The organism is Bacillus sp. M6-12, from assembly GCF_002860285.1.
Lineage (GTDB): Bacteria > Bacillota > Bacilli > Bacillales > DSM-1321 > Peribacillus.
This window is the reverse complement of the sequence record NZ_PGVF01000014.1, coordinates 235,803-261,635: the sequence shown is the minus strand read 5'-3', so window position 1 is coordinate 261,635 and position 25,833 is coordinate 235,803. Positions and strand designations below refer to the sequence as shown.

25 protein-coding genes are annotated in these 25,833 nt (G+C 44.0%); all 25 read right to left on the bottom strand.

The window, feature by feature from the left end; genetic code table 11:
- Positions 1–129 precede the first annotated feature (129 nt).
- On the bottom strand, positions 130–2,205 hold the full coding sequence (gene topA, locus CVD28_RS16430; protein WP_101593781.1) for a type I DNA topoisomerase: 2,076 nt from the start codon (positions 2,203–2,205) through the stop codon (positions 130–132).
- 364 nt (positions 2,206–2,569) lie between these two features.
- Complete coding sequence (gene dprA / locus CVD28_RS16425) at positions 2,570–3,445, bottom strand: DNA-processing protein DprA (protein ID WP_257985891.1); 876 nt, start codon at positions 3,443–3,445, stop codon at positions 2,570–2,572.
- A gap of 206 nt (positions 3,446–3,651) precedes the next feature.
- Positions 3,652–4,554, bottom strand: a complete 903-nt coding sequence (gene sucD / locus CVD28_RS16420; protein ID WP_101593777.1) for a succinate--CoA ligase subunit alpha — start codon at positions 4,552–4,554, stop codon at positions 3,652–3,654.
- 18 nt (positions 4,555–4,572) lie between these two features.
- The gene (sucC, locus tag CVD28_RS16415) at positions 4,573–5,733 is read right to left on the bottom strand and encodes an ADP-forming succinate--CoA ligase subunit beta (RefSeq protein WP_101593774.1); all 1,161 of its coding nucleotides are present in this window, start codon (positions 5,731–5,733) and stop codon (positions 4,573–4,575) included.
- Between the two features lie 318 nt (positions 5,734–6,051).
- Positions 6,052–6,324, bottom strand: a complete 273-nt coding sequence (locus tag CVD28_RS16410) for an EscU/YscU/HrcU family type III secretion system export apparatus switch protein (RefSeq protein ID WP_101593772.1) — start codon at positions 6,322–6,324, stop codon at positions 6,052–6,054.
- A complete protein-coding gene (locus tag CVD28_RS16405) occupies positions 6,321–8,378 on the bottom strand; it encodes a hypothetical protein (RefSeq protein WP_101593770.1) in 2,058 nt (685 codons plus the stop codon). The genes CVD28_RS16410 and CVD28_RS16405 overlap by 4 nt, the downstream gene beginning before the upstream one ends.
- A gap of 15 nt (positions 8,379–8,393) precedes the next feature.
- Entirely contained in the window at positions 8,394–9,176 is a 783-nt protein-coding gene (locus tag CVD28_RS16400) for a ribonuclease HII (RefSeq protein ID WP_101593768.1), read from the bottom strand.
- Between the two features lie 64 nt (positions 9,177–9,240).
- A complete protein-coding gene (gene ylqF / locus CVD28_RS16395) occupies positions 9,241–10,107 on the bottom strand; it encodes a ribosome biogenesis GTPase YlqF (protein WP_101593766.1) in 867 nt (288 codons plus the stop codon).
- Positions 10,108–10,122: 15 nt separating this feature from the next.
- Positions 10,123–10,692 (bottom strand): signal peptidase I, encoded by a 570-nt coding sequence (lepB, locus tag CVD28_RS16390; RefSeq protein WP_308315092.1) that lies wholly within the window; start codon positions 10,690–10,692, stop codon positions 10,123–10,125.
- Positions 10,693–10,874: 182 nt separating this feature from the next.
- A complete protein-coding gene (rplS, locus tag CVD28_RS16385) occupies positions 10,875–11,219 on the bottom strand; it encodes a 50S ribosomal protein L19 (RefSeq protein ID WP_101593764.1) in 345 nt (114 codons plus the stop codon).
- Between the two features lie 133 nt (positions 11,220–11,352).
- Positions 11,353–12,087 carry a tRNA (guanosine(37)-N1)-methyltransferase TrmD gene (gene trmD, locus CVD28_RS16380; protein ID WP_101594233.1) on the bottom strand — a complete coding sequence of 245 codons (735 nt, stop codon included), beginning with the start codon at positions 12,085–12,087 and terminating at the stop codon, positions 11,353–11,355.
- Positions 12,087–12,605, bottom strand: coding sequence for a ribosome maturation factor RimM (rimM, locus tag CVD28_RS16375; protein ID WP_101593762.1), 519 nt, complete (start codon positions 12,603–12,605; stop codon positions 12,087–12,089). Before rimM ends, trmD begins: the two co-directional genes overlap by 1 nt.
- A gap of 11 nt (positions 12,606–12,616) precedes the next feature.
- Entirely contained in the window at positions 12,617–13,003 is a 387-nt protein-coding gene (locus CVD28_RS16370) for a YlqD family protein (protein ID WP_101593759.1), read from the bottom strand.
- A 145-nt stretch (positions 13,004–13,148) separates the two neighbouring features.
- Complete coding sequence (locus CVD28_RS16365) at positions 13,149–13,379, bottom strand: KH domain-containing protein (protein WP_101593757.1); 231 nt, start codon at positions 13,377–13,379, stop codon at positions 13,149–13,151.
- Positions 13,380–13,390: 11 nt separating this feature from the next.
- A complete protein-coding gene (gene rpsP, locus CVD28_RS16360) occupies positions 13,391–13,663 on the bottom strand; it encodes a 30S ribosomal protein S16 (protein ID WP_101593754.1) in 273 nt (90 codons plus the stop codon).
- A 206-nt stretch (positions 13,664–13,869) separates the two neighbouring features.
- Positions 13,870–15,225, bottom strand: coding sequence for a signal recognition particle protein (ffh, locus tag CVD28_RS16355; RefSeq protein WP_101593751.1), 1,356 nt, complete (start codon positions 15,223–15,225; stop codon positions 13,870–13,872).
- Between the two features lie 12 nt (positions 15,226–15,237).
- Positions 15,238–15,570, bottom strand: coding sequence for a putative DNA-binding protein (locus CVD28_RS16350; RefSeq protein ID WP_101593749.1), 333 nt, complete (start codon positions 15,568–15,570; stop codon positions 15,238–15,240).
- A 647-nt stretch (positions 15,571–16,217) separates the two neighbouring features.
- A complete protein-coding gene (ftsY, locus tag CVD28_RS16345) occupies positions 16,218–17,216 on the bottom strand; it encodes a signal recognition particle-docking protein FtsY (RefSeq protein ID WP_101593747.1) in 999 nt (332 codons plus the stop codon).
- Positions 17,217–17,316: 100 nt separating this feature from the next.
- Complete coding sequence (smc, locus tag CVD28_RS16340) at positions 17,317–20,883, bottom strand: chromosome segregation protein SMC (RefSeq protein ID WP_101593744.1); 3,567 nt, start codon at positions 20,881–20,883, stop codon at positions 17,317–17,319.
- 27 nt (positions 20,884–20,910) lie between these two features.
- Entirely contained in the window at positions 20,911–21,657 is a 747-nt protein-coding gene (gene rnc / locus CVD28_RS16335; protein ID WP_101593740.1) for a ribonuclease III, read from the bottom strand.
- Between the two features lie 452 nt (positions 21,658–22,109).
- Entirely contained in the window at positions 22,110–22,343 is a 234-nt protein-coding gene (locus tag CVD28_RS16330; RefSeq protein ID WP_101593738.1) for an acyl carrier protein, read from the bottom strand.
- Positions 22,344–22,422: 79 nt separating this feature from the next.
- Positions 22,423–23,163 carry a 3-oxoacyl-[acyl-carrier-protein] reductase gene (fabG, locus tag CVD28_RS16325; protein ID WP_101593736.1) on the bottom strand — a complete coding sequence of 247 codons (741 nt, stop codon included), beginning with the start codon at positions 23,161–23,163 and terminating at the stop codon, positions 22,423–22,425.
- 7 nt (positions 23,164–23,170) lie between these two features.
- Positions 23,171–24,109, bottom strand: coding sequence for an ACP S-malonyltransferase (gene fabD, locus CVD28_RS16320; protein WP_101593733.1), 939 nt, complete (start codon positions 24,107–24,109; stop codon positions 23,171–23,173).
- A 10-nt stretch (positions 24,110–24,119) separates the two neighbouring features.
- A complete protein-coding gene (gene plsX / locus CVD28_RS16315; protein WP_101593731.1) occupies positions 24,120–25,115 on the bottom strand; it encodes a phosphate acyltransferase PlsX in 996 nt (331 codons plus the stop codon).
- Positions 25,116–25,117: 2 nt separating this feature from the next.
- Entirely contained in the window at positions 25,118–25,693 is a 576-nt protein-coding gene (gene fapR / locus CVD28_RS16310) for a transcription factor FapR (protein WP_101593729.1), read from the bottom strand.
- Between the last annotated feature and the right edge of the window lie 140 nt (positions 25,694–25,833).

Genomic DNA, 25,833 nt, shown 5'->3' with positions numbered 1-25,833 from the left:
AAAATCAGGCTGTGCTGCTGGTCTTATCCGAAGAAAAAACTCGGCAGAGGCCGAGTTTCAGAAAAAGCCGGATATATCTGGATTTGACTGAAGGCAGCCATACGCAAGGTGAAATGCCTTCTTCTTTAATCAGCTTTGCGGTTCTTCCTTGTAGTCGCAGTTTACGCATTGAACTTGGATACCTTTTTTCAATTTCTTTTCTACGAGGGTTCCATCGCACTTAGGGCATGTACGTGCTAACGGCTTATCCCACGAAAGGAATTCGCAGTCTGGATATCGGTCACAGCCGTAAAATATCCGCTTCTTTTTGCTTTTTCTTTCTATGATATTTCCTTCCTTGCAGTTTGGACATTTTACACCTATAAGCTTAACGATAGGTTTTGTGTTCCGGCAGTCCGGGAAATTGCTGCAGGCCATAAATTTGCCGTAACGGCCCATTTTAAAGACCATTGGGTTGCCACAATTTTCGCAATCCTCGCCTGCTGGTTCATCTTTAATTTCAACCTTTTCCATCTCGGCTTCAGCTTTTTCAAGATTAGATTCGAAATCATTGAAAAATTCTGCAATGACCCTTTTCCATGCCACTTTTCCCTCTTCTACATTATCAAATTCCTGCTCCATTTTAGCTGTGAATTTAACTTCAAGAATTTCCGGGAAAAATTCCGTTATCAACTCAAGTACGATTTCCCCAAGTTCGGTTGGAACAAACCGTTTATTATCAAGCGCAACATATCCGCGCCTTTGTATAGTATCCAGCGTCGGAGCGTATGTGGAAGGCCGGCCTATTCCGAGCTCTTCCAGCATCCTTACCAGACGGGCCTCGGTATATCTTGGCGGCGGCTGGGTAAAATGCTGCTTCGGTTCAATATCCTTGGAAAAGACTATGTCCCCTTCCTTTAATTCAGGGAGAAGATTGTCTTTTTCTTCTACAGTGTCATCTGTTCCTTCCACATAGACCTTCATAAAACCCGGAAACTTGATCTTGGAGCCATTAGCACGGAATTTCACATCTCCATTTTGAAGGTCTACACTCATCGTATCCATGATTGCAGAAGCCATTTGGCTGGAAACAAATCGTTCCCAAATCAATTTGTAAAGCCTGAATTGATCCCTCGACAGGTACTCTTTTACTGAAGCGGGATCCCTAAGTGTACTGGTAGGCCTTATCGCCTCGTGGGCATCTTGGGTATTTTGTTTATTCTTTTCTTTTCTTTTTTCCGCAGAAATATATTCATTGCCAAATGCACTTTCAATATAACCGGCAGCCTCAGCCTGAGCGACTTCAGAAATTCTAGTAGAATCAGTTCTCATATAGGTGATTAACCCGACTGTTCCTTCCTTGCCGAGTGCAATCCCCTCATAAAGCTGCTGAGCGAGCATCATCGTCTTCTTCGCACGGAAATTCAGCTTTCTTGCTGCTTCCTGCTGCAGGGAAGAAGTAATAAACGGTGCTGCGGGATTCCGCTTTCGTTCCTTCTTGGTTACCGTTGATACAGCAAACTCGTTGCCCTTCATACTTGATAAAATTTTCTTTACATCGTCTTCGTTGTGGAGCTCCATTCTTTCACCTTTGATGCTAAAATAACCGCCTTCAAAAAGATGATTGCCTTTTGTGAATTCTGCTTTAATAGTCCAGTACTCTTCAGGAATGAAAGCCTGAATTTCTTTTTCCCGGTCAATGATAAGCCTAACTGCAACGGATTGCACTCTTCCCGCACTAAGTCCCTTCTTGACCTTTTTCCATAGCAAGGGACTAATGTTATAGCCAACTAGTCTGTCCAATATCCTTCTCGCCTGCTGGGCGTCCACCAGGTTCGTATTGATCGGCCTTGGGGATTTAAAAGATTCCTTGATTGCATCCTTTGTAATTTCGTTAAAAACTACCCGGCAATCCGAGTGTATATCAATATCAAGGATGTGAGCCAAATGCCAGGCAATTGCTTCCCCTTCTCTGTCGGGGTCAGCCGCGAGATAAATTTTCTTTGCCTTTTTGGCTGCTGTTTTCAAATCTTTTAAAATGGGACCCTTCCCACGGATAGTAATATATTTTGGTTCAAATTCATGTTCTATATCAACACCCATTTGGCTTTTTGGAAGATCGCGAATATGACCCATGGATGCTTTTACTTTATATTTTTTACCTAAATACCGTTCAATTGTTTTGGCTTTCGCCGGGGATTCCACAATCACTAGATAATCCGACATTCAAAAAACTCCTCCTCAAAGAGGTAATAAGAAATCTTCACTATTATTAATCATAAAAAAATCGTTTGTCAATCCTTAGCCCATTTAAATTATTTAAAAAGAGCTCAAGAAACCGCTTTCAAATGTGTATTTAAAAAGCCGCTTGTTGCAAAATTTATAACAGTTGATTAAATATTTCAACCATTTTGTTGGAAAAATTAGATATTAATCAAAATATTTTTTAAAAAAAGTGGAAATCCACTCCAAAAACATGCCTATTTACCTAGTTGTATTCATTGAGTGAATTTTTAGTAAATTTTTTTCTTCATATATATTATGTATACAAAAAAATCCGGCAACTGCCGGATTTTGATACAATAACTGATCAAAATAAAGAGAATTCGGATAGAATGTCATCTGCACATAATACCGACTTTGCTCCTTCCTGAATAAGCCTGTTTGTTCCGCTGGATAAACGGCTGGTAATATTACCAGGCAAAGCAAAAACCTCCCTGTTTTGTTCGAGAGCACACTGGGCCGTTATAAGCGATCCGCTCCTTTCTTCTGCTTCCACTATTAAAACCCCTCTAGACAGGCCGCTGATAATACGGTTCCTCATCGGAAACATCCATGGCTCAGGCCTGCGGTCAGGGGGCACTTCTGATAAGAGCAGGCCGTAATCAATCATTTTCGAAGCTATAGGCAAGGTTTCCTTTGGATAAAGGTGATAAAGGCCTCCTCCAAGGACTCCGATGGTCTTACCATAGGTTCTCAAGGCCAGCTTATGTGCCTCGGCATCTATTCCGGATGCAAGTCCGCTGACAATGACAACATTTCTATTAATTAACGGCGGCAATATTTCCTTTACTGCTGCCATTCCATAGGGACTCGGCTTTCGCGAACCAATAACACCCAACAAGCATTTTTCCTTCATTATATCTCTGTTCCCCTTAGAAAAGAGAACCCAGGGAGGATTGTAAATTTCTTTAAGCAAGTCTGGATATTCATGATCCAAAAAGGTTGTAATTTCAATATGGCTAAACGTGTATTGAATCAGCTTTTTTCGAATATCAATGGTATGTAGATCGTTGTAAAAAGAGATGAGTTGATTACCGGAAATGGGAAGCAGCTGTTTCCATTTTTCGAGGGATATTGAATAGAGGTCTTTCAGTTGAGGATCTTTAGTCAGCAGTTTTAATATTGATTTCCAGCCTACACCTCTGCAATGATGCAGATGAATCAGCCTTTCTCTAACTTCCAAAAATAGCACTCTCCTTTTTATTAGCAGTTGTTCCTAGCTAACTGAACATAGACTGCTCCATTCCAGTCAAACAGGGGTTACCATGAAGAATGTCGTATTTCCATTGGCGAAATCGAAAATCCCCTCCAGAATGTGTGCAGCAGCTAGATATAAAGCAGGGGATTGTTAAAAATCGTCCCCCACCAGGTGAAGGACGATTTATTCAATTAATGAGTTTTACATTGGTCGTAAATGCCTTTTTCTTTAAGAACAGAAATTAGCGTTTCTCCCATAACAGATGGAGTATCCGCTACTTTAATTCCGCATTCATTCATAACCCGGATTTTTTCGTCAGCTGTCCCTTTTCCGCCAGAAATGATGGCACCAGCATGACCCATGCGTTTTCCTGGAGGTGCAGTACGGCCGCCGATAAAGCCTACTACAGGCTTAGTCATGTTGGCTTTTACCCACTGAGCAGCTTCTTCTTCTGCTGTACCGCCGATTTCACCAATCATGATGACCGCATATGTTTCAGGGTCTTCGTTAAATGCCTTTAACACATCAATAAAGTCTGTACCATTCACAGGGTCTCCGCCGATCCCTACAGCCGTTGTCTGCCCGATTCCTGCCTGTGAAAGCTGATGGACAGCTTCATAAGTCAATGTTCCGGAACGTGATACAACGCCTACATGTCCTTTCGTGTGGATATATCCAGGCATGATTCCGATTTTGCATTCGTCAGGTGTGATTACACCCGGGCAGTTCGGCCCTACTAAGCGTGTCTTTTTGCCTTCCATATAACGCTTTACCTTGACCATATCCAATACAGGTATATGCTCCGTAATACAGATAGCGATATCTAGCTCCGCATCCACTGCTTCCAGGATTGCGTCAGCTGCAAATGGAGCAGGCACGTAAATGACCGATGCATTGGCACCTGTCGCATTTACTGCATCCTTTACTGTGTTGAATACCGGAACTCCTTCAACTTCTGTGCCGCCTTTTCCCGGTGTTACGCCGGCAACAATCTTTGTTCCGTATTCAAGCATTTGTTTTGTATGGAATAAAGCCGTTGAACCAGTGATACCTTGAACAATGACTTTAGTGTCTTTATTAATAAAAACGCTCATTTTGGTCCCCCCTGCCTATTATCCTACTAGCTCTACGATTTTTTGTGCACCGTCTGCCATAGATTCTGCAGCCGTAATATTTAATCCAGACTCTTTTAAAATCTGCTTTCCTAGGTCAACATTCGTTCCTTCAAGGCGAACTACTAACGGAACTTCCAGACCAAGCTGCTTAGCGGCCTCTACTACGCCAGTTGCGATAATGTCGCACTTCATGATGCCTCCAAAGATGTTAACGAATATTCCTTTTACATTTTCATCGGAAAGAATGATCTTGAATGCTTCAGTAACCTTCTCAGCAGTTGCACCGCCCCCAACATCCAGGAAGTTTGCGGGATCCCCGCCATAATGCTTGATGATGTCCATAGTAGCCATCGCTAGCCCTGCACCATTAACCATACAACCGATATTTCCATCAAGGGAAATATAGCTGAGATCATATTTTGATGCTTCGATTTCTTTTGCATCCTCTTCTTCAAGGTCGCGGTATTCCAAAATATCCTTATGGCGGTATAATGCATTGGAATCAAAGTTAAGCTTTGCATCCAATGCCATAACATTTCCATCACCAGTTACGACCAGCGGGTTAATTTCGGCGATAGAACAATCCTTTTCTACGAATGCTGTATAAAGCCCTGTCATGAACTTAACAGCTTTATTTACAAGCTCTTTTGGAATATTGATATTAAAAGCGATTCTTCTAGCTTGATAGCCTGTAAGGCCGACAACCGGATCAATGACTTCTTTGAAAATCTTTTCCGGTGTTTTTTCTGCTACTTCCTCAATCTCAGTTCCGCCTTCTTCAGAAGCCATAAGAACGACACGGGATGTAGCACGGTCCAGCACTAGGCCGATATAATATTCTTTCTTAATGTCACAGCCTTCTTCTATCAGTAAGCGCTTTACCTCTTTGCCCTCTGGGCCCGTCTGGTGAGTTACAAGCGTTTTTCCAAGAATTTCATCTGCATATGTACGTGCTTCATCCAGGTTCTTTGCAACCTTAACGCCACCGGCTTTACCGCGGCCGCCTGCATGGATTTGTGCCTTTACGACAACAACATCAGTACCCAGTTCCTTAGCGGCCTCTACTGCTTCGTCCACAGTAAATGCAACACGGCCGTTTGGAACCGCAACCCCATAGTTTCTGAGGATTTCTTTTCCTTGATACTCATGGATATTCATTTCCCATCCTCCTTATCAACTATCCCTCATAGAAAAAAACATGGCAAATCACGGAATTCTAATGATTTCCCCTTGTTTTTCCAGTTCGCTCAGCTTTTAACAATGTATTGCTGGCGATGATAATAATAGACTGCGCTTTCATTGTATTAAAACTAAAAATGGTTGTCTACTATTAGACTATAAATACTTTTAATAATTTATATATTTCGAATTAAAAAGTCCCCCTGCGGCCTTTTTAACAGGGGGATTGCTATTGTTCTATTATTATATTCACATTAATATAAAAAGGGCAAACAGCGGGCAGCATAAGAAAAAGCTTTAACTCTTTACTTCTTTATCAATCTTATAAATAAAGGCAAAAACTTCGGCTACTACCTGATATAACTCTTCAGGTATCGCCGTATTAATGTCCAGCTTTCCAAGGAGCTCGGTAAGGGAAGGATCTTCCTGGATTGGTATGTTATGTTCTTTTGCGGTCAGGAGAATATTTTCGGCAATAATACCTTTTCCTTTTGCAGAGACTCTTGGAGCACTGTCCTTGTCCTGCTGATAGGATAAGGCAACTGCTTCTTTTCTTTTTGGTTCCTTCATATTCTCAGGTCAACTCCACTATACGAATCGGAATGGATAGAAAGGGGCGATGGCTGCCTGCTGACTGGATTCTTTCGGGTAGCTTCCGATTCAAATCCTACTGATGAAAGCTTATAGCCCATCTCCTCCACATTCCTTTTAAGCAATGGAAGGAATGCATTCGATAAGGGCTTTAGCTGGTCCGCAGCCTCATTATATACTGTTACCTTGATTACTTTATTCTGGATTTGCATATCAATCACTGTTTCTTTAATCTGGGCCAATTTAAGGTAAAATAAGATCCGGCAATAGCCTGGATCAATTGTTCCATCGCTCTTTTTCCTGCCGCTCCATTGAAGTGTTAAATCTGTACGGTGATTTGCCATTGTAAGCGGTATCTGCATAACCAGGTTTTGAAGCGGTCCTGCATCATTTGAAAGCAGCTGCTGGGCTGTTATGCGGTGAAGCACCTGCTCAGCAGCCTCTTTAACTGTCATCGGCTGATTTTCATTCAACAGCTTTAACAGCATAGGCTTTAGGGAAAGTAAATCCTCTGAAGAAGCATTTTCCTCCTTGCCGAAGGAGGCTGCAAGATAGCTTTCCAGATTTAATCCAAGCGATTTCGAGAGCTTTTGAATAAATTCACTGACATATGTCCCTTTTGAATAATCAGTATTCCTCCACTCTGCATCAGCCAGAGCTTTCAGCAGCTCTCTGTCCTGAAGGGCCATAGAAGCGATACCATTTTCCCTTGCAGCTGGTTTTGAGTGATTTACAAGCATATCCGCAAGGTCTTCTATGACCTTTGAGATGGTTTCCCGCCCATGTAAACTGGCAAACATAGTTTCCAGCTGATCCAAAGCCTGACCCTGGTCGGCTATGGATGCCGATGTGCCTTTATAGGCCGCTGTGCACGCTATAATAAGTTGTTTAACCATCCTTATAACCTGATCAGCCTGTAAGGCACCAGCGCCCCCAATTGGCTGTCCTGCGGTGGCAGCCTTACCCTCCGGCCTTGGTAAGCCATGGGCCGGAGTCATGATAACTTCCCCATTATCCGGCTCAATAAGCGGCTTCCCAATAACTCCTCCACTTGATTGAGCTGCATCACTATTCGGATTCCCGGCTTCATTCAGCAGCTGCCTGAACGCTTCCAGGGCCTGATTAGCCAAGGACTGGTTATTTTGTTTGATAGCATGCATGTATTGGGCAATAAGGGCAAGTCCTTGTGCTACACGTGAACTTTGTTTTGTCCCTGAAGAAAAAACATGGGCTTTTTGAATCAGACTTTCTGCAAACTCTAATTCAGTGATATTTTTATCAATAATACCCGCAGTCTGAAGAATCCGGTAAGCTGATTGCTGCTGGACCAATGGCGCATTTTCGCTCGCCCATGCATGAATGAGACTACGAAAAGCCTTTGAACCGATTTGGCTTTTTTCCGGCTGAAGCTGCTCCCCGATTAATTTTCTAATCTGAAGGGCGGTTTCTGTCGGCTCCCCGCTTTTATTGAGCTGCTCCACAAGTCCTGCCAGTAATGTATGGAATGGCTGTCCCTTTTCAATCGAAAGGAGAGCCTGAAAAACATCTTTAATAAATGGAAGTCCTTGAAGATGCATGGTCTTAACCGTGTTCATCCCCTGCTGAATCGAGGCATCCGATGCTTTAATCCAGTCTAAGGCAGCCTGGAACGTATCTTTTGTAATAGGGAGCTGGTTTCTTAGCAAAAAACGTGCGAGATCCAGCGATTCTTTATTTTGCGGCATACCAAGGTGGCTGATCAGCTGATCGGCTGCTGTTTTAAGCGAAGCTGCCTCCTGTCTTGATGGCAAAGGCAATAGCTTGAGCCTGATTGTTCCCTCTCCCGGCTGCACCTGCAGCCAGTATTTTTCCCCGGCCTGCAATGGTGCATCCAAGGCTGCTGTGATCCTAGTACCGCCGATTTGAACCTCTGCTGTTTGATTGGGATATATCTTATACACTTTTCCGTAGATGATCTGGCCGCTCCGAAAAGAAATATCTTTCTGAGAACTGTTTGGCTGGAGGTTCAGCTGGATACCATTGGCTAGCTGCATATTGTCACTCCTTTTTTACAATTGAGTTTTCACCGAATCAGCTACCGGTGCAAAGCTCATTCTATGCCATGGGCAAGGCCCGTACTTCTTCAATGCTTCAAGATGATGCGGCGTACCGTAACCCATGTTTTTTTCAAAACCATATTGAGGATACTTCTTTGCATATTCCTTCATCATCCTGTCCCTTGTTACTTTTGCAATAACCGAGGCAGCTGCTATGGAAATGGATTTTGCATCACCTTTAATCAGGCTTTTCTGAGGCATTGGAACATCCAGCTCCATCGCATCTATGAGCAGGTAATCAGGTGATATGCTTAACCCTGCAATTGAAGCCAGCATTGCTTTTTTCGAAGCCTGGTAAATGTTATAACGGTCAATTTCTTCGCTGTTTAATATTCCGATTCCCATTCCTAATGCTTCTGTTCTGATTATTTCATAAAATTTATTCTTCTGAACTTCCGTCAGCTGCTTCGAATCGTTTAAGCCCGGAAGGTAAAAGTCTTGAGGAAGAATGACAGCCGAAGCCACTACAGGACCAGCCAAGGGACCCCTGCCGGCCTCATCTATTCCTGATATGTATTGAAAACCCTGTGTCCTTAACTCATTTTCATAGAACAACATCGTTTCAAACCGTTCTTTTTCCAATCGTACTTTATCATGCTGCCGGTTCCACTTTTGGACCAATTCCTGTACACCTTTCCGCTTATCCTTCGTACATTCAAGAAAAAAAGGATCGCTGGGTAAAGAAACATTTGCCAGCATGGCGGAAATTTCTTTAATACTTAACTCAGCCTTCATATTATTCTCTCCGTATTCCTTTTATCGGTGTTTTATACAAAAAATAAAGCCCCAAAAAGGAGCTTCATTTCTCTTCCGCTTGGATATGTTCGGGAACCTCAAATGTAAGAGGGCCCATTTTTCCCGAGCGTACTTCCCTTACAATCAATTCAGCCGTTTTATCATAATCGACCATAGCACCGCTCGTCAGGCATCCGCGAAATGTGCCAATTTTATCAAAAAGCTCAACAATTTCTTCCGGTATTTCATTTATGCCGTACCTTTTAAGCAAGCGTTCAGGGTATTCCCTTTCCAGGAACCTTATTGCGTATAGGGAAATGTCATGAAGATTTAAGAGGGTGTCTTTAATCGCTCCGGTAAGTGCCAGCTTTAAGCCAACCTCCTGGTCCTCGAACTTCGGCCAGAGAATCCCAGGCGTATCCAGCAATTCGAGCTCTTTGCCAACCTTAATCCATTGCTGGGCCTTCGTTACGCCAGGCATGTTGCCTGTTTTTGCAATATTCTTTTTGGCCAGACGGTTTATCAGGGTTGATTTTCCGACGTTCGGAATGCCAACTATCATGGCTCGAATGGCTCTTGGCTTTATTCCCTTTGCTTTCATCCTATCGAACTTTTCCTTAAGCAGTTCTTTGGCAGCAGCCGAAATTTTAGTAAGCCCGGTCCCTTCATGGGAATTAATTGCAATCGCCTTAATTCCCTGGGACGCATAATAGTCCAGCCATTGTTTAGTTTTTGACGCATCAGCCATATCTGCTTTGTTTAAAAGAATCAGCCGAGGTTTATGCTGAATGATTTCATCGATCATCGGGTTTCTGGAGGACGCAGGAATCCTGGCATCCACCAATTCAAAAATGATATCAATGAGCTTTAATTTCTCAGTAACCTCCCTGCGGGCCTTCGCCATATGCCCCGGGAACCATTGTATTGTCAAGCGTCTTCGCCCTTTCTATTCTACAAGTCGCAAATCTTCAACAGGCCAATAAACCATGTTGGTTTCACCCAGCACCTTTTTCATGGAGACCGCACCGATATGGCGGCTGTCCTTGCTGTACCTTCTGTTGTCGCCCATTACAAATAAACATCCCTTTGGAACCGTTTGTTTTCCAACTGCGGTATCCTCAAGTTTAAATGGATCAGTAAGAGGACCGTCAAAAAACTGCTCTTTATACTTATCAAGGTACGGTTCGTCGTATGCTTTGCCATTTACATACAGCGTGTCATCCTTATATTCAATCCGGTCACCCGGAAGACCAATTACACGTTTTATGTAATCCTTTTCCTCAGGTGCGTGGAATACGATAATGTCGAATCGCTCCGGTTTGCCTAAATTATATCCAATTTTATTAACTATCATACGATCTTGATCATGAAGAGTCGGCATCATTGATTCCCCGTCTACTACAATAGGGGCAAATAAGAAATATCTAATAACAGCCGCAAGAAGGATGGCAATAATCAACGCCTTTGACCATTCCCAAAATTCATTTTTTTTCTTTTTCTCTGTAATTTCTGTCAATGTTATCACCCTCTAAACAAGTTACTTTTATCTTACATTGTTATTTCACAATTATAAAGCAATAAATCCTTTTTAAAATCAGCCCGCTTAAAGTGAAAAAAGGAGCTTGCGGACAAGCTCCTTTTTTACCAATATCGTTGCATCTTTCCTGTTCGTTTACAGCAGTAATCGAAAAGGAATGATTAGCGAATTTCTTTAATACGTGCTTTTTTACCGCGAAGGTTACGCAGGTAGTAAAGCTTAGCACGGCGTACTTTACCGCGGCGTACAACTTCAAGTGTTGCAATTTTAGGTGTGTGAACTGGGAATGTACGCTCTACTCCAACGCCGTAAGATATCTTACGCACAGTGAAAGTTTCGCTGATTCCGCCGCCACGGCGCTTGATAACAACGCCTTCGAACACCTGGATACGTTCGCGAGTACCTTCAATTACCTTAACGTGAACACGTACTGTGTCACCAGGGCGAAATGCAGGTAGATCACTGCGAAGCTGTTCTTTTGTAATTTCTTGAATTAAATTGCTCATCTTTTTCTACTCCTCCCGGATGCTCTTACATATGCTATTATGTCATTGCAGCGGAACATCGTTATAGGACTTGGATTTCAGCCCAAGTCACAAAAAACATTTTACCATATTGAGAAGGCTGTTGCAATAGAGTTTATTCTTCTTTTTTCAGTTCATCCAGCAGCTTTGCTTCCAGGTCGGTGAGTGTATATGCCTCAAGCAGGTCAGGGCGCCGCTTCCAGGTTCTCCTGAGGGACTCTTTAATCCGCCATTCCTCTATTTTGCTGTGGTTGCCTGAGGTTAATGTTTCCGGCACCTTCATCCCGCGAAAATCCGCAGGACGTGTATAATGGGGATGCTCAAGCAAACCGGAAGAATATGAATCCTTCTGGTGCGATTCCTCATTGCCAAGAACATCGGGCAGAAGCCGGACTACACTGTCGACAATAACCATAGCACCGAGCTCACCGCCTGTCAGCACATAGTCTCCAATAGAGATTTCATCGGTGATAAGATGCTCCCGGATCCGCTCATCATAGCCTTCATAATGCCCGCAAATAAAAATTAGATGGTCCTCTTTGGCGAGTTCTTCAGCTTTTGCCTGGGAATAACGTTCCCCTTGCGGGCAAAGAAGGACGACCCGGGGCTTTTTCACATTCCCTTCCGACAGGGAAGAAACGGCATCAAAAATCGGCTGCGGCTTCAAAACCATTCCTGCTCCTCCGCCATACGGATAATCATCGACAGTTTGGTGTTTATTGTCGGCGTAGTCACGGAAGTTGGTCACCCGATAGGAAACAGCACCCTTTTCCTCTGCTTTTTTCAGGATTGAAGCTCCTAAAACCCCTGCGAACATTTCCGGGAATATCGAAAGGATGTCGATCTTCATCATTCAAGCAGCCCCTCCATCGGGAAAATGACAATTTTCTTTTCAGCAATATTCACGTCTAAAACAATCTCCTTAATATATGGAATCAGAATATCCTTGCCCTTTTTTCCCTTGATCACCCAGACATCGTTAGCACCGGGGGCCAGTACCTCACGGATACTTCCGATTTCATCACCTGAGTCAGTATAAACTGTACAGCCAATGATTTCATGGAAATAAAATTCTCCTTCTTCCAGCTCCCCAAGCTGCGATTCAGGTACTTTGAGCAATCCGTCCCTAAGGCGTTCCACCTCATTAACATTGTTGAAACCCTCGAACGACAACAAATCAAAATTCTTGTGCTTGCGGTGAGTTTTAATCGTTAACTCCAACGGTTCGTCCTTTTCATCCCAAAAAAGAAATAATGTATTTCCAAGCTTGTACCTTTCCTCGGCAAAATCAGTTCTGGAAATGACCCTTACTTCTCCCTTAATACCATGAGTATTAACAATTTTCCCAACGTTAAACCACTTTTCCATTGTTGTCACCTCTATCGAATTTCAGATACTATGCCGTCTTTCACGATGATTGTTTTAGTTTGGACAAGCTCCTCCCAATCAGAGCCTATCTCCACTTCCACAAGCGCCTGAACCTCACGTTCCTTCAGCTCGCTTCCAACCGGCAATATGTACAGCTGTTCTATTTGAAAATCCAGCAGCTTTACTTTTTCCTGCCGTTTGTTAATTTCCTTTTCAAAATGTGCTTTAAGGCTCGTTGGCTGAAATTTCTTGGTTTTTTCCAGCTTTTTCAGCTCGAAACGAAGCTGGTCGCCTTCCTTCTGAAGCTGGTCCTGTTTGCTTTTATACTTTTCAAGGAGTTGATTCTTGCTGGTTTCCGTTAACACCTGATGCACTACAACGGTTTGGAGTATTTTCATTCCAGCGCCCCCCTAATATGTTATCAAACTTTTCTCTATCAATATGTAAAATGCCCCATACCAGTACTCAAAAATTAATTATAGTATGAGCAACTGAGGGGGTATTCATTAAATGTACAAAAAAAGGAGGGTTATATGCCCTCCCTTATTCGGAAATCTCCAAATAGATTTTCTTATGTTGCGATGCTCCAGCTGCATAAACCACAGTCCGAATCGCCTTGGCAACACGGCCCTGCTTTCCGATAACCTTTCCCATATCTTCTTTGTTCACTGCGAGATAATAGGTGACGCGGTCATCCTCGTCCTTTGATGTTACTTGAACTTCATCAGGATATTCAACGAGGGGCGTGACAATCGCTTCAATTAATTCTTTCATTGGGAATCCGATTACTTGCTGTTTTTAGCATTATGGAATTTTTCCATGATGCCTTGTTTCGAGAACAGGTTACGTACTGTATCAGATGGCTTTGCGCCGTCTGACAGCCATTTAAGAGCTAATTCTTCGTTGATTTCAACCTGTGCTGGCTGAGCAACCGGATTGTATGTTCCAACTGTTTCAATGAAACGGCCGTCACGCGGTGAACGAGAATCTGCAACTACGATACGATAGAAAGGAGATTTATTAGCTCCCATACGCTTTAAACGAATTTTTACTGCCATTTTAAATAAGCACCTCCGAATAGTTTCACACAAGATAGTATAATACCAAATGTTTGATATGTTTGTAAAGGTTTTTTTCTTAACAGGTTAAAAAAGCTGAAACACCAGCCATATGATGCGCCTGTTTAGGTCCATTACGCCCTAATGATTGGCGCAGCAGCTAGATATCAGAACTAGTTAAAAGAATTCAACCTTCTTGCCGCTATTTACATAAAAGGGAATTTAAAGCCACCCTTTTTCTTGCCTTTTGGCCCTCTGGGACCCATGTTCGTCATTTGTTTCATCATTTTCTTCATGTCTTCAAATTGCTTTAAAAGACGATTGACTTCCTGAATGGAAGTACCGCTGCCTTTCGCGATACGCTTACGGCGGCTGGCGTTGATGATTTCAGGCTGTTCTTTTTCAGCTGTTGTCATCGAGCGGATGATCGCTTCAACATGGCCAATCTGCTTTTCATCAATGGAGAGGTTATCCATGCCTTTAATCTTGTTTGCCCCTGGCAGCATTTTAAGAATCTCGTCAAGCGGGCCCATATTGCGGACCTGGCCGAGCTGGTCCAGAAAGTCGTCCAGCGTAAAGCTGGCTGAACGGATCTTCTTTTCGAGCTCCTTCGCTTTTTCCTCATCAACATTGGACTGAGCCTTTTCAATGAGCGTCAGGACGTCACCCATGCCAAGAATCCTTGAAGCCATACGCTCCGGATGGAATGCTTCAAGTGCATCCAGCTTTTCTCCCATACCGACAAATTTAATCGGAGTGTTTGTAACCGAACGGATTGAAAGTGCTGCACCGCCACGTGTATCCCCATCAAGCTTGGTTAAAACAACACCGGTAAGGCCCAGCTGCTCATTGAAGCTTTGTGCCACATTGACAGCATCTTGTCCGGTCATTGCATCGACAACAAGAAAAATTTCATCAGGTTTAGTGAGTTCTTTAATATCGGACAGCTCTGTCATAAGATTTTCATCTACATGCAAACGGCCAGCCGTATCGATCAGCACATAATCATGATGTTCTTCCTTAGCCTTCGCGATTGCCTGCTTCGCAATTTCTACCGGGCTGACCTGGTCGCCAAGTGAGAATACAGGCATCCCAAGCTGTTTTCCAAGCGTTTCAAGCTGCTTGATCGCTGCCGGACGATAAATATCTGCTGCAACAAGCATTGGCTTCCGGTTATATTTCTTCCTCAGCAGGTTTGCAAGCTTTCCGGATGTTGTTGTCTTACCGGCACCCTGAAGACCTACCATCATGATGACGGTTGGAGGGCGGTTTGAAACGGCAATTTTGCTTTGTTCGCCGCCCATCAGCTCAGTAAGCTCTTCTTTAACAACCTTGATGACCTGTTGTCCAGGCGTTAAGCTTTTCATGACCTCTTGCCCTATTGCACGTTCATTCACGCGCTTTACAAAGTCTTTTACAACCTTGAAGTTAACGTCCGCTTCCAATAAGGCAAGGCGTACATCGCGCATCATTGCTTTAACGTCGTCCTCTGTTACTTTCCCTTTGCCGCGGATCTTCTGTATCGTATTCTGCAGTCGGTCGGCTAATCCTTCAAATGCCATTGTTGCCGCCTCCTAATCTAACTTCTCAAGCTTCATGACAGCTTCCAGAAGTTCTTCGCCTAAAAGGGATTCCTTTTTCGACAATTCCTTCAGTTCAGCTATCAGTCTGTTGCGCTCTTGAAATTTTTGAAATAGTAAAAGCTTCGCTTCGTATTCCTCAAGCATGGCTTCCGTTCTCTTAATGTTGTCATATACCGCCTGGCGGCTGACATCGTACTCTTCAGCAATCTCGCCCAGGGAATAATCATCGAGATAATAGAGTGACATATAGCTCTTCTGTTTCTCGGTCAACAGCGATTGGTAAAAATCGTACAAATAATTGATCCGCGTCGTTTTTTCGAGCATTTGTCACACTCCCCTACGCGTTAAGTGAAAACCCTTTACAAAAGTATAGTTTACACAGTTTGATATTGGATGTCAAGGTAAAACCTTTACACTAGAAAAGCGGAAGCGCCTTGACCAGCCCCGACAAGCATAAGACGAATTCCGTAGGAAGGCGTTCTTTGCCTTCTGGAGGAATTTGGCTTATGACCTCGAGGGGCTAGGCGCTGCAGAGCATCTGTCCCTATACAGTAGAGAATACTCGGTACTTAAATAGAAAATGCGGAAGCGCCTTGCGAGTAAGGAACGCCGACTACAGTCTGGCACGTCCTGTACCAAACGTCGGCGTCAGCACATCGTGTGCTAGTCCGACAAGCATAAGACGAATTCTGGAAGAAGGCTCTTTTTGCCTTCTGTAGGAATTAGGCTTATGACCAAGGTTGCGATGGCCCTTGATCGCAACACTCGAGGCCGGCTAAAACCGCCACGTCCTTTGGCGACGCCGGCACTAGCACGTCCTGTGCGTCGGGGCTAGGCGCTGCAGCTGGACATCTGTACAAATTCAAAAAAGGAGACTTTGTACCAAACTATAATTGCGGAAGCGCCTTGCTAAAAGGGATTAATGGCTCTACTAAAAAACCGAAAGCCCGTGAGCTTCCGGTTGACTTCTCTTATTCTTTTGTTTCATCTTCATTTTCAATCACATCAGCGAACAATCCGTATACATACTTCTCGGCATCAAATTCCTGGAGATCGTCCATTTTTTCGCCGAGGCCTACAAACTTAACCGGAATAGAAAGCTCATTGCGGATGGCAAGCACTATTCCGCCCTTTGCTGTTCCGTCAAGCTTCGTTAACACGATTCCGCTAACATCCGTAGCTTCCTTGAAGGTTTTTGCCTGGATCATTGCATTTTGCCCGGTTGTTGCATCAAGCACGAGCAGAACCTCATGCGGTGCTCCAGGGATTTCGCGTTCTATTACACGTTTAACTTTTTCAAGCTCTTTCATTAAATTCACTTTATTTTGCAGGCGGCCAGCAGTATCACAGATTAAGATATCGGCATTCCTTGCTTTAGCGGACTGGACCGCGTCGAACATGACCGCTGCAGGATCGGACCCGGCTGCCTGCTTAATGACGTCTACACCAACACGCTCACCCCATACCTCTAGCTGCTCAATCGCCCCAGCTCGAAAGGTATCCCCTGCTGCTAGAACAACGGACTTTCCTTCCTCCTTGAATTTGTGGGCAAGCTTTCCGATCGTCGTTGTCTTTCCTACACCATTCACACCGACGAACAAGATGACTGTAAGGCTGCCTTCCTGTATATTGAGCCCTGTCGATTTGTCGCTGTTGTTTTCATAAATTTCCACAAGCTTTTCAGAAATAACACCTTGAACTTCCCTCGTATCGGAAATGTTCCGGCGCTTCACTTCCATCCTAAGCTCTTCAGTAAGCTTCATTACTGCATCGAATCCGACATCGGCCTGAATCAGAATTTCCTCTAACTCTTCAAAGAATTCTTCATCGACCTTCCGATAACGGGCCACAAGGTCATTTACCCTGCCGGTAAAGGAATCTCTTGTTTTCGTTAATCCTTCTTTGAATTTCTCAGTCATTGAATCTGTCTGATTTGTAAACTTTTCCTTCAGCTTCTTAAAAAAACTCATTGCTTCACTTCCCTTTTTCAGATGGTGAACTTTTCTTTTTTACTAAACGGAGAATGCGAGTGAACAAAAAATCAATGCAGTTATGCAAAAGATCTTCCGCTTAAATCTCCGCGAATTCTTTTGATTCATCGATCCGGACGGATACAAGCTTTGAAACACCTGACTCCTGCATCGTAACGCCATATAAAACGTCCGCCTCTTCCATCGTTCCTTTGCGGTGGGTAATAACGATGAATTGTGTTTCTTTACTGAAATGCTTTAAGTACTGGCTAAATCTCAATACGTTTGCTTCGTCCAGGGCCGCTTCTACTTCATCAAGGATGCAAAACGGGACCGGCCGTATTTTTAAGATAGAAAATAACAATGCAATAGCAGTCAGAGCGCGTTCACCGCCAGACAATAAACCAAGATTTTGAAGTTTTTTCCCTGGCGGCTGGGCAACGATGTCCACACCCGTACGCAAAAGATCGCTTGGATCAGTCAGCTTCAATTCAGCACGACCGCCTCCGAATAAAGACTTGAATACGGATTCAAATTGTTCCCGGATAGCATAAAAAGTGTCGGAAAACCGTTTTTTCATTTCGTCATCCATTTCCTCGATAACCTTGAACAGAGTATCCTTTGCCTCCTGAAGGTCTTCCTTTTGCTCCAATAGGAAATGAAAGCGCTCAGAGACCCGTTCATACTCATCGATGGCTCCCAGGTTAACTGTACCCATTTCTTCAATGGCCAGCTTGATCAGCTTTACACGCTTTTTAGCCTCGTCAGCAGGCATCGTCATTGGATGTTTTTCTTTAGCACCCTCAAAGGTCAGGAAATATTCCTCACGAAGGTGAACCAGCCTGGTTTCAAGTTCAACATCCAGCCGGTTCAGTTTTACTTCCTCGTCCTTTACCACTTCAGCGAGACCTTTGTGGATTCGTTTCATTTCTTTTGCGGCTATTTCCATATCCTCGAGCAGTGCTTGCAGCTCCATCCGCTCTTTCCTTCTTGAGCTAATTAGGCTGATCGTTTCCTGTTTATCCTGTGCCTTCATATAGGCAGCCTTTTCGAGCATATCCTCGCCGCTTGTATTGTCATCCATTTCATTTGTTAACAATGACAAGTCCTCCCGGTATTCTGTCACCTTTTCCTGGAGGGCATTTAACTCGGCTGTAATCCTGCTGACATTTTCCTGCTGGTTGTGAAGCCGGCTGCTTTTAGAGGCCAAAGCAACCTTTACATCATTTGTTTCTTCAGCAAGGTTTTCCTTTGAGGATTGCTGGGATTGTTTTTGCTGGGTTAATTCAGCAATTTCCAGATCAAGCCGGCTGATTGCCGACTTGCAGTCCTGCAGCTGCTCTCTCAGTTCTGCCATCCGTTTAGTACGAGTATCTTGTTCCTCGTTTAACGATGATTTTTCCAAATCATAAAGCCGGAGCCGCTCATTAACATTCTTTTCCTCCAGCTCTACCTGCTTGATATCACTTTTTAAACTTTGCTCATTTATTCGAAGGGTTTCGCCGGTTTTGCGGATATTCTCAATTTTTTCTTCCTGGGACGCGATGTCAGTTTTTAGTTTTTTAACATGCTCTTCCAGCTTGGCAGTTTTTTCTTCCATGCTAGAAAGCCTAGTTTTCAGTTCTTCCAGTTCTCCTTTTCTGGAAAGCAATGATGCGGTCTTTTGCTTAATCGCTCCTCCAGTCATGGAACCTCCAGGATTAACAACGTCGCCTTCGAGAGTTACAAATCGATATTTATGCTGAACCAGTTTTGCAAGTTCATTTGCTCCCTTAAGATCCTTCGTCACAATTACCGCGCCTAGCAAATTAGAGATAATGGAGCGGTATTTTTCATCGAACTCCAGCAAATCAGCCGCCGTTCCGATAAACGCCGGATGGTTTTTCAAATATGATAGCTGGGTTTCAGGGATTTGCCGGCCTTTGATTACAGAGAGTGGAAGGAATGTTGAGCGGCCATAGCCGTTCTTTTTCAAAAAGGAAATCGCGTTGCGTGCATGTTCTTCATTTACCGTCACAACATGCTGAGTGGCTCCTCCGAGGGCCGTTTCAATTGCCACCTGATAATCACGAGGAACCGTTATTAATTCTGCAACAGCGCCTTCGATACCGGCAAGCTGCCGGTCTTTAGCCTTTAGTACCTCTTTAACTCCTTGAAAAAATCCGGCATACTCATCTTCCATTTCCTCAAGCATTTCTTTTCGGGACTTCGCTTGCTGCAAAAATTGGTAGGCCTGGTATAAGGTTTTCTCCTGCTTTTGATAGGCTGACTTCACACTCTCCAGCTTTCTCTGTTCATTCCGGAAGAAGGTTACATGGCTTTCTATTTCCAGCTGGATGGAGGACAGAGATTCTAGCAGCTGGACTTTCCTTTCGCCGATGCTTTTTCTCTCCCTGATATATTTTGAATTTTCAGTATCTAGCCTGGAGTTTTTGTGTTCCTGCTGGCTGATTTGCTGCTCCAGATATCGGATTTCGTTATTTGCAGTAGCCTGTTTGTTCAGCCATTCAATATAGTCACTCTTTAGCGTTTCAATTATTTCTTCTAGATTGGAGTTGAATTTTGATAATTGTTTCTGCTTCTCCTGGAGTGTTTCAGACAATTCCTTGACCTGTTGCTCCAAAAGCTCCAGCCCATCTGATTCAGATGTTTTTTCAACCTTAAGAGTATTAATTCTTGCTGATGCCTCTTCTATTGATTTTTCTAGGCTCTGTTTGTTGTGGGAAGCGTTTTTTTTCCGTTCTTTTAACACTTCTTTTCTTCCTTCTAACTTTTCAAGTTCTTCGCTTGCCTGCAGCAGCACTTCCTGGAGATCGTTAATTGATTCATCAAGCGCTGAAACGCGGTCCCGAGCCTCTTCAAGCTCTGCTTCCTTCCTTTGCAATTCAGCAGCCTGCTTGACCTCCTGATCACTATGTTTCTCAAGTTCCTTTGAGAGGGTTTGCCACTTTTCGTGAAGGGTTTCAATTTCAAAAACAGTCAAAGCCACTTCGATTTGCTCAAGTTCTTCCTTTTTCTCGAGGAAATCCGCAGCAATGGACGCCTGCATCTTTAATGGCTCCACCTGCCCTTCGAGCTCATGCAGAATATCCTGAACACGGTTCAGATTTTCCTGAGTCTCTGAAAGCTTTGATTCCGCTTTCTTCTTTCTGTTTTTATACTTAAGAACGCCGGCAGCTTCTTCAAAGATAATTCTTCGTTCTTCCGATTTGCTGCTAAGGATTTCTTCCACTTTCCCCTGGCTGATAATCGAAAATGCTTCCTTACCTAGGCCTGAATCCATAAATAAGTCAACAATATCCTTTAGTCGGCAGGACTGCTTATTAATGAAAAATTCACTATCACCAGAACGATAAACCCTTCTTGTAACACCCACTTCATGATAATCAATCGGCAAAAAACCTGAGCCATTATCAAGGGTCAGGGATACTTCGGCAAAATTTACGGCTTTTCTTGAATCGCTTCCGGCAAAAATGATGTCTTCCATTTTTGAACCTCGCAGCGATTTAGCTGACTGCTCTCCCAGCACCCAGCGAATCGCATCCGTAATATTGCTCTTTCCGCTTCCATTAGGACCTACTACAGCGGTTACACCTGGTACGAAATCCACGGAAATTCTTTCTGCAAAGGATTTAAATCCCACAACGTCTAATCGTTTGAGGAACATTTCATTTCCCCCTTCATGTAAAAACTATCATTGGTTGTCATCTTGCTTGCTTTCGCGAAGTGATTGAAGCGCCTTTTGCGCCGCTCGCTGTTCCGCCTCTTTCTTTGAACGGCCTGATCCAAGGCCTAATTCTTCTCCGTTCAGTGAAACCCTTGATTGGAATTCGCGATTATGGGCCGGACCCGTTTCCTGTAATATTTTATACTCCACAATGCCTGAGCCATCCCTTTGGACAAGCTCTTGGAGCTGACTTTTATAATCCATCATATGAGAAAAAGCACCCTCATTAATTTTCGGGAAAACGACTCTCTCCAAGAATGAAACAACAGCCTCAAGCCCTAAATCGAGATAGAGGGCGCCGATGAATGCTTCAAACACATCAGCAAGCAAGGCAGGGCGTTCCCTTCCTCCTGTCATTTCTTCTCCTTTTCCAAGCAGTACAAGCTCGCCAAATGATAAAGCATGGGCAAACTCAACCAGGGATGGTTCACAAACAATAGAGGCCCGCAGCTTGGTAAGCTCCCCTTCGCTCATCATTGGATATTTCTTATATAAAAATTGAGAGATTGTCAGTTCCAATACGGCATCACCCAAAAACTCAAGCCTTTCATTATCCTCATAAGGCTTGCGGCGATGCTCATTCACATAGGATGAATGGGTAAAAGCTTGCCTTAACAATTTTTCATCATGAAAGGCAAAGCCAATTTTTTCCTGGAACTCCTTGAATTTTGTTTCTATAATTGATGATCTTTTTTTCTTTCCATTTTTCTGCATAAAGCCCTCCACATTTGAAATGCGCAAGCACCCTGGTCAGCCCCGACAAGCATAAGACAAGCGCTGACAGAAGGCGCTTTTTGCCTTCCGAAGCGATTGGCTTATGACCTAGAGGTCGGCTAAAAACGCCACGTCCTGTGGCGACGCCGACACTAGCACGTCCTGTGCGTCGGGGCTGGGTGCTGGAGCTGGACATCTGTACTTTTTAAAAAGGAATGCTTTGTTATCCATTAATAACCAGCAAGCGCCTTGAACAGCCCGCGAAGGAAATAGGAAAAGACCCGGAATGCGCTTTTTCCTTTCGAGGGCTTTTATCTTTTCCACAGTGGGCTAGGCGCTGGAGCTGGACATCAGTAATATATTCTACATTATTCTCGTTAAAAAAATAATTTTCCATACTTACAGCAGAAAGCTCCGTTTTACTAAACGGAGCTCACCCTGGGAACATTTTATTACATAGTGCTTTGTATGTAACTCACAGCGTCTCCAACTGTGACGATTTTTTCAGCATCATCGTCTGAAATTTCCATTCCAAACTCGTCTTCAAGCTCCATTACCAATTCCACAACATCTAAAGAATCAGCACCTAGATCTTCTTTGAATGAAGCTTCCAGCTTGACTTCTGATTCTTCGACGCCAAGTCTGTCCACGATAATTTTTGTTACGCGCTCTAATACTTCTGCCACTGCATTCACCTCCCCTCAAGCCATTATAGTTGATTTCATTACAATAATAAACGGTTAATTGCATAAGGTAAAGCCCGGCTTACATAACCATACCGCCATCAACATGAAGAGTCTGTCCTGTCATATAGGATCCTCCCTCTGATGCAAGGAAGGCAACAGTCCTGGCGATATCCTTTGGATCACCGAAACGCGCAAGGGGAATTTGCTTAAGCATTACTTCTTTTACTTCTGCTGTCAGTTTATCCGTCATATCTGTTGTAATAAACCCCGGTGCGACAGCATTAACTGTGATTCCCCGGGAGGCAAGCTCTTTGGCTGCCGTTTTGGTCAGCCCAATAACTCCTGCTTTTGCAGCCACGTAATTGGCCTGTCCGGGATTTCCGCTAACACCGACAATCGAAGAAATGTTGATGATCCGGCCGCTTTTTTGCTTCATCATTTGGCGGGTCACTGCTTTTGTGCAAAGAAATACGCCTTTAAGATTTGTATTAATTACATCATCCCACTCTTCCTCTTTCATTCTCATTAACAAGTTGTCCCGGGTGATGCCGGCATTGTTAACGAGAATATCAAGAGTACCAAAGCGCTCAATAACGGCTTTTACCATAGCTGTAACAGATTCCGCATTCGACACATCAGATTGAACGATAAAGCTTTCCCGGCCCATCGCCTTAATCTCGTCTGCCACCTCGCTGGCTTTTGCTTCGCTTCCCGCATAATTTACAGCCACATTCGCTCCAAGCCTGGCCAGCTCAAGTGCAATTTCTCTGCCGATACCCCTTGATGCACCTGTTACGAGCGCTGTTTTTCCCTGTAGCATACCAATATTACCCCCTTATAGCCTCTGCAGTTTTTTGCAGGCTTTCTGCATCTGATATGGAATAAACCGCAACCGAGCGATCTATTTTTTTAATCAAGCCGCCGAGTACTTTTCCGGGGCCAATCTCAATAAAAGTGTCGACACCTAGCTCAAGAAGCGTTTGAATGCTATCTTCCCATAGTACAGGGGAGTATAACTGTTCGACCAGTTTGGCTTTCACTACTGCAGGTTCAGAAATTACTCCTGCCGTCACATTAGAAATAACCGGAATTTCTGCGGAACTGATCGTTATGCTATCGAGCACATCCAATAGTCTCCCAGCGGCAGGCTTCATCAGCTCTGAGTGAAAAGGACCGCTGACTTCAAGCGGAATCGCCCGCTTTGCCCCTTTTTCCTTTGCCGCTTCACATGCTTTCTTAACACCTTCTGCCGAACCGGATATTACTATCTGACCCGGGCAATTGATATTTGCAAGCTGAACGGGAGTTCCTTGGCGCTTAACTTCCTCGGTAACTTCGGAGAGAAGGCCTCGCTCCATCCCAAGAATGGCAGCCATGGAACCCTGCCCGCTTGGAACGGCCGCTTCCATAAACTCGCCCCGCTTGCGGACAGTGTATACTGCCTCTTCAAACCCGATTGCCCCTGCAGCCACCAGCGCGGAATATTCGCCAAGGCTGTGCCCTGCAGCATAATCAGCTGAAATCCCTGCTTCAGCTGCTAGCTTAAGCAGGGCAACGCTTGTTGTTAATAAAGCCGGCTGTGTATTGGCGGTCTTTGTCAAAGTTTCTTGGGGACCTTCGAAAATGATCTTAGATAAAGAAAAATTTAATTTACGGTCTGCAGCCTGAAAAATCTCCCGTGCAGATTCGTTTGAATCATATATATCTTTGCCCATTCCTACCGTTTGGGAACCCTGCCCAGGAAAGACAAACGCAATTTCACCCATAGCCATCCCCCTACTCCGCTGTTTTTACGGCTTCTATCATATCTTTAATCGTTCCGGCAACATTATGCTGAACCATTACCCGGGTCTGCCTGATTGCATTGTATATAGCGTTTGCATCAGAGGAACCATGTGCTTTGATAACCGGAGCCTTTAAGCCAAAAAGTCCGGCGCCGCCGTATTCGGAATAATCCATTTTCGTTTTAATTGTTTTAAATTCCGGCTTTAACACGCCTGCTGCGAGCTTGCTTTTCAGACTGCTGGTTAAAGCTTCTTTTAGCATTTTGAAAACAGATAGCGCGGTGCCTTCAATCGTTTTTAATACCATATTGCCTGTAAAGCCGTCTGTAACTACCACATCGGCAGCACCTTCAAGCAAATCACGGGCTTCTACATTACCGATGAAATGAAGTCCTGAATCTTTTAATAATGCAAAAGCTTGCTTAGTCAGGTCATTTCCTTTTTTCTCTTCGGTCCCGATATTTAATAATCCAACCCTCGGGCTCGGAATGCCTCTTACCTTCTGGGCGTATATCGACCCCATGATCGCGAATTGCAGTAAGTGTTCAGGCCGTGCGTCAGAATTGGCTCCAACATCCAATAGGACAAAGCCTTCACCGGCTACTGTCGGAAGGGTTGGCGCAAGTGCTGGACGTTCAATTCCTTCAATCCTGCCTACCACGAATAATCCTGAAGCCATCAGTGCACCAGTGTTTCCGGCGGATATGCAGCCATCGGCATTTCCGTCAGCTACCTGCTGTGCCGCAAGCACCATGCTAGCGTTTTTCTTGCGCCTGACTGCCCTTACAGGTTCGTCAGTCGCTAATATTTGTTCTTCTGTATGTAATATTTCAATCCGTGTATTGTCTGTCAAATGCTTCTTAATCTGGTTTTCGTCACCGACCAGCAGTATTTCCAAGTCAGTGAATTCCTTGACAGCTTTCATAGCTCCCAATACAGGTTCCTTTGGAGCGTGATCCCCGCCCATTGCATCTATTGCTATTTTCATTTTCATTCTTCCTTTTCTCCGGCTGTAGACCGGAACATATCAAATTCCCCTTTGAATACCAGCTCCTGGCCGACATAGCTGTTAACTTCAACAAGTGTCCTGCCATTCTTATCCAGGGATTTAACCTTTGCTTTGGCGATTACCCTTTCACCCTGCTTTACCGGCCTGGTGAATAATATACCCGCTTTGGCGGTCAATGCCAGTTCATCATTAATTACAGCTACCGCAAGGGAATTGGCCTGTGCAAATAAGTGGTGGCCCCTCGCAATTTGGTTTCGTTTAAAAACATGTTCAGCAGTAATATCCAAAATCGATATCGCACTTTGGTCAAGATCGATGTCAATTACTTCCCCGATTACTTCATCCAGCGGCAGCGCCCTGACTTCGTCACTGAATCTCTTTTCCGCCACATTCTTGATTCTCTCCCGGAGCTCCGGAATAGACAGCTCAAGCCGATCCAGCCTGACCGTTTGGACGCTGACAGAAAATTTATCAGCCAGCTCTTCATCTGTAATAAAAGGATTATGCTTAATCGTTTCGACTAACAGATGCTGGCGTTCCTTCTTATTCCGTCTCATTGAAGGTCACCATCCGTAGTATTAAGACTAGGTACTAATAGTAGTATAAAGATAATAAAAACAGATTGCAAGAGTTTGCCGAACTCTCGCAATCTGTTTTTCAATTTCCATATCATATTTTTTACGAAACTAAGCAAAAG

Excerpts from the sequence above, each read along its gene's own strand:
- plsX (WP_101593731.1), bottom strand. The coding sequence starts at position 25,115 with ATGAAAATAGCAATAGATGCAATGGGCGGGGATCACGCTCCAAAGGAA.
- ffh (WP_101593751.1), bottom strand. The coding sequence starts at position 15,225 with ATGGCATTTGAAGGATTAGCCGACCGACTGCAGAATACGATACAGAAG.
- CVD28_RS16410 (WP_101593772.1), bottom strand. The coding sequence starts at position 6,324 with ATGAAGGAACCAAAAAGAAAAGAAGCAGTTGCCTTATCCTATCAGCAG.
- CVD28_RS16365 (WP_101593757.1), bottom strand. The coding sequence starts at position 13,379 with ATGAAAGAATTAATTGAAGCGATTGTCACGCCCCTCGTTGAATATCCT.
- rpsP (WP_101593754.1), bottom strand. The coding sequence starts at position 13,663 with ATGGCAGTAAAAATTCGTTTAAAGCGTATGGGAGCTAATAAATCTCCT.
- CVD28_RS16400 (WP_101593768.1), bottom strand. The coding sequence starts at position 9,176 with ATGAAGGCTGAGTTAAGTATTAAAGAAATTTCCGCCATGCTGGCAAAT.
- topA (WP_101593781.1), bottom strand. The coding sequence starts at position 2,205 with ATGTCGGATTATCTAGTGATTGTGGAATCCCCGGCGAAAGCCAAAACA.
- fapR (WP_101593729.1), bottom strand. The coding sequence starts at position 25,693 with ATGAGACGGAATAAGAAGGAACGCCAGCATCTGTTAGTCGAAACGATT.
- sucD (WP_101593777.1), bottom strand. The coding sequence starts at position 4,554 with ATGAGCGTTTTTATTAATAAAGACACTAAAGTCATTGTTCAAGGTATC.
- rnc (WP_101593740.1), bottom strand. The coding sequence starts at position 21,657 with ATGCAGAAAAATGGAAAGAAAAAAAGATCATCAATTATAGAAACAAAA.
- CVD28_RS16350 (WP_101593749.1), bottom strand. The coding sequence starts at position 15,570 with ATGCTCGAAAAAACGACGCGGATCAATTATTTGTACGATTTTTACCAA.
- ftsY (WP_101593747.1), bottom strand. The coding sequence starts at position 17,216 with ATGAGTTTTTTTAAGAAGCTGAAGGAAAAGTTTACAAATCAGACAGAT.
- sucC (WP_101593774.1), bottom strand. The coding sequence starts at position 5,733 with ATGAATATCCATGAGTATCAAGGAAAAGAAATCCTCAGAAACTATGGG.
- fabD (WP_101593733.1), bottom strand. The coding sequence starts at position 24,109 with ATGGGTGAAATTGCGTTTGTCTTTCCTGGGCAGGGTTCCCAAACGGTA.
- CVD28_RS16370 (WP_101593759.1), bottom strand. The coding sequence starts at position 13,003 with ATGAAAATACTCCAAACCGTTGTAGTGCATCAGGTGTTAACGGAAACC.
- rplS (WP_101593764.1), bottom strand. The coding sequence starts at position 11,219 with ATGAGCAATTTAATTCAAGAAATTACAAAAGAACAGCTTCGCAGTGAT.
- fabG (WP_101593736.1), bottom strand. The coding sequence starts at position 23,163 with ATGCTACAGGGAAAAACAGCGCTCGTAACAGGTGCATCAAGGGGTATC.
- CVD28_RS16405 (WP_101593770.1), bottom strand. The coding sequence starts at position 8,378 with ATGCAGCTAGCCAATGGTATCCAGCTGAACCTCCAGCCAAACAGTTCT.
- trmD (WP_101594233.1), bottom strand. The coding sequence starts at position 12,087 with ATGAAGATCGACATCCTTTCGATATTCCCGGAAATGTTCGCAGGGGTT.
- rimM (WP_101593762.1), bottom strand. The coding sequence starts at position 12,605 with ATGGAAAAGTGGTTTAACGTTGGGAAAATTGTTAATACTCATGGTATT.
- smc (WP_101593744.1), bottom strand. The coding sequence starts at position 20,883 with ATGTTCCTCAAACGATTAGACGTTGTGGGATTTAAATCCTTTGCAGAA.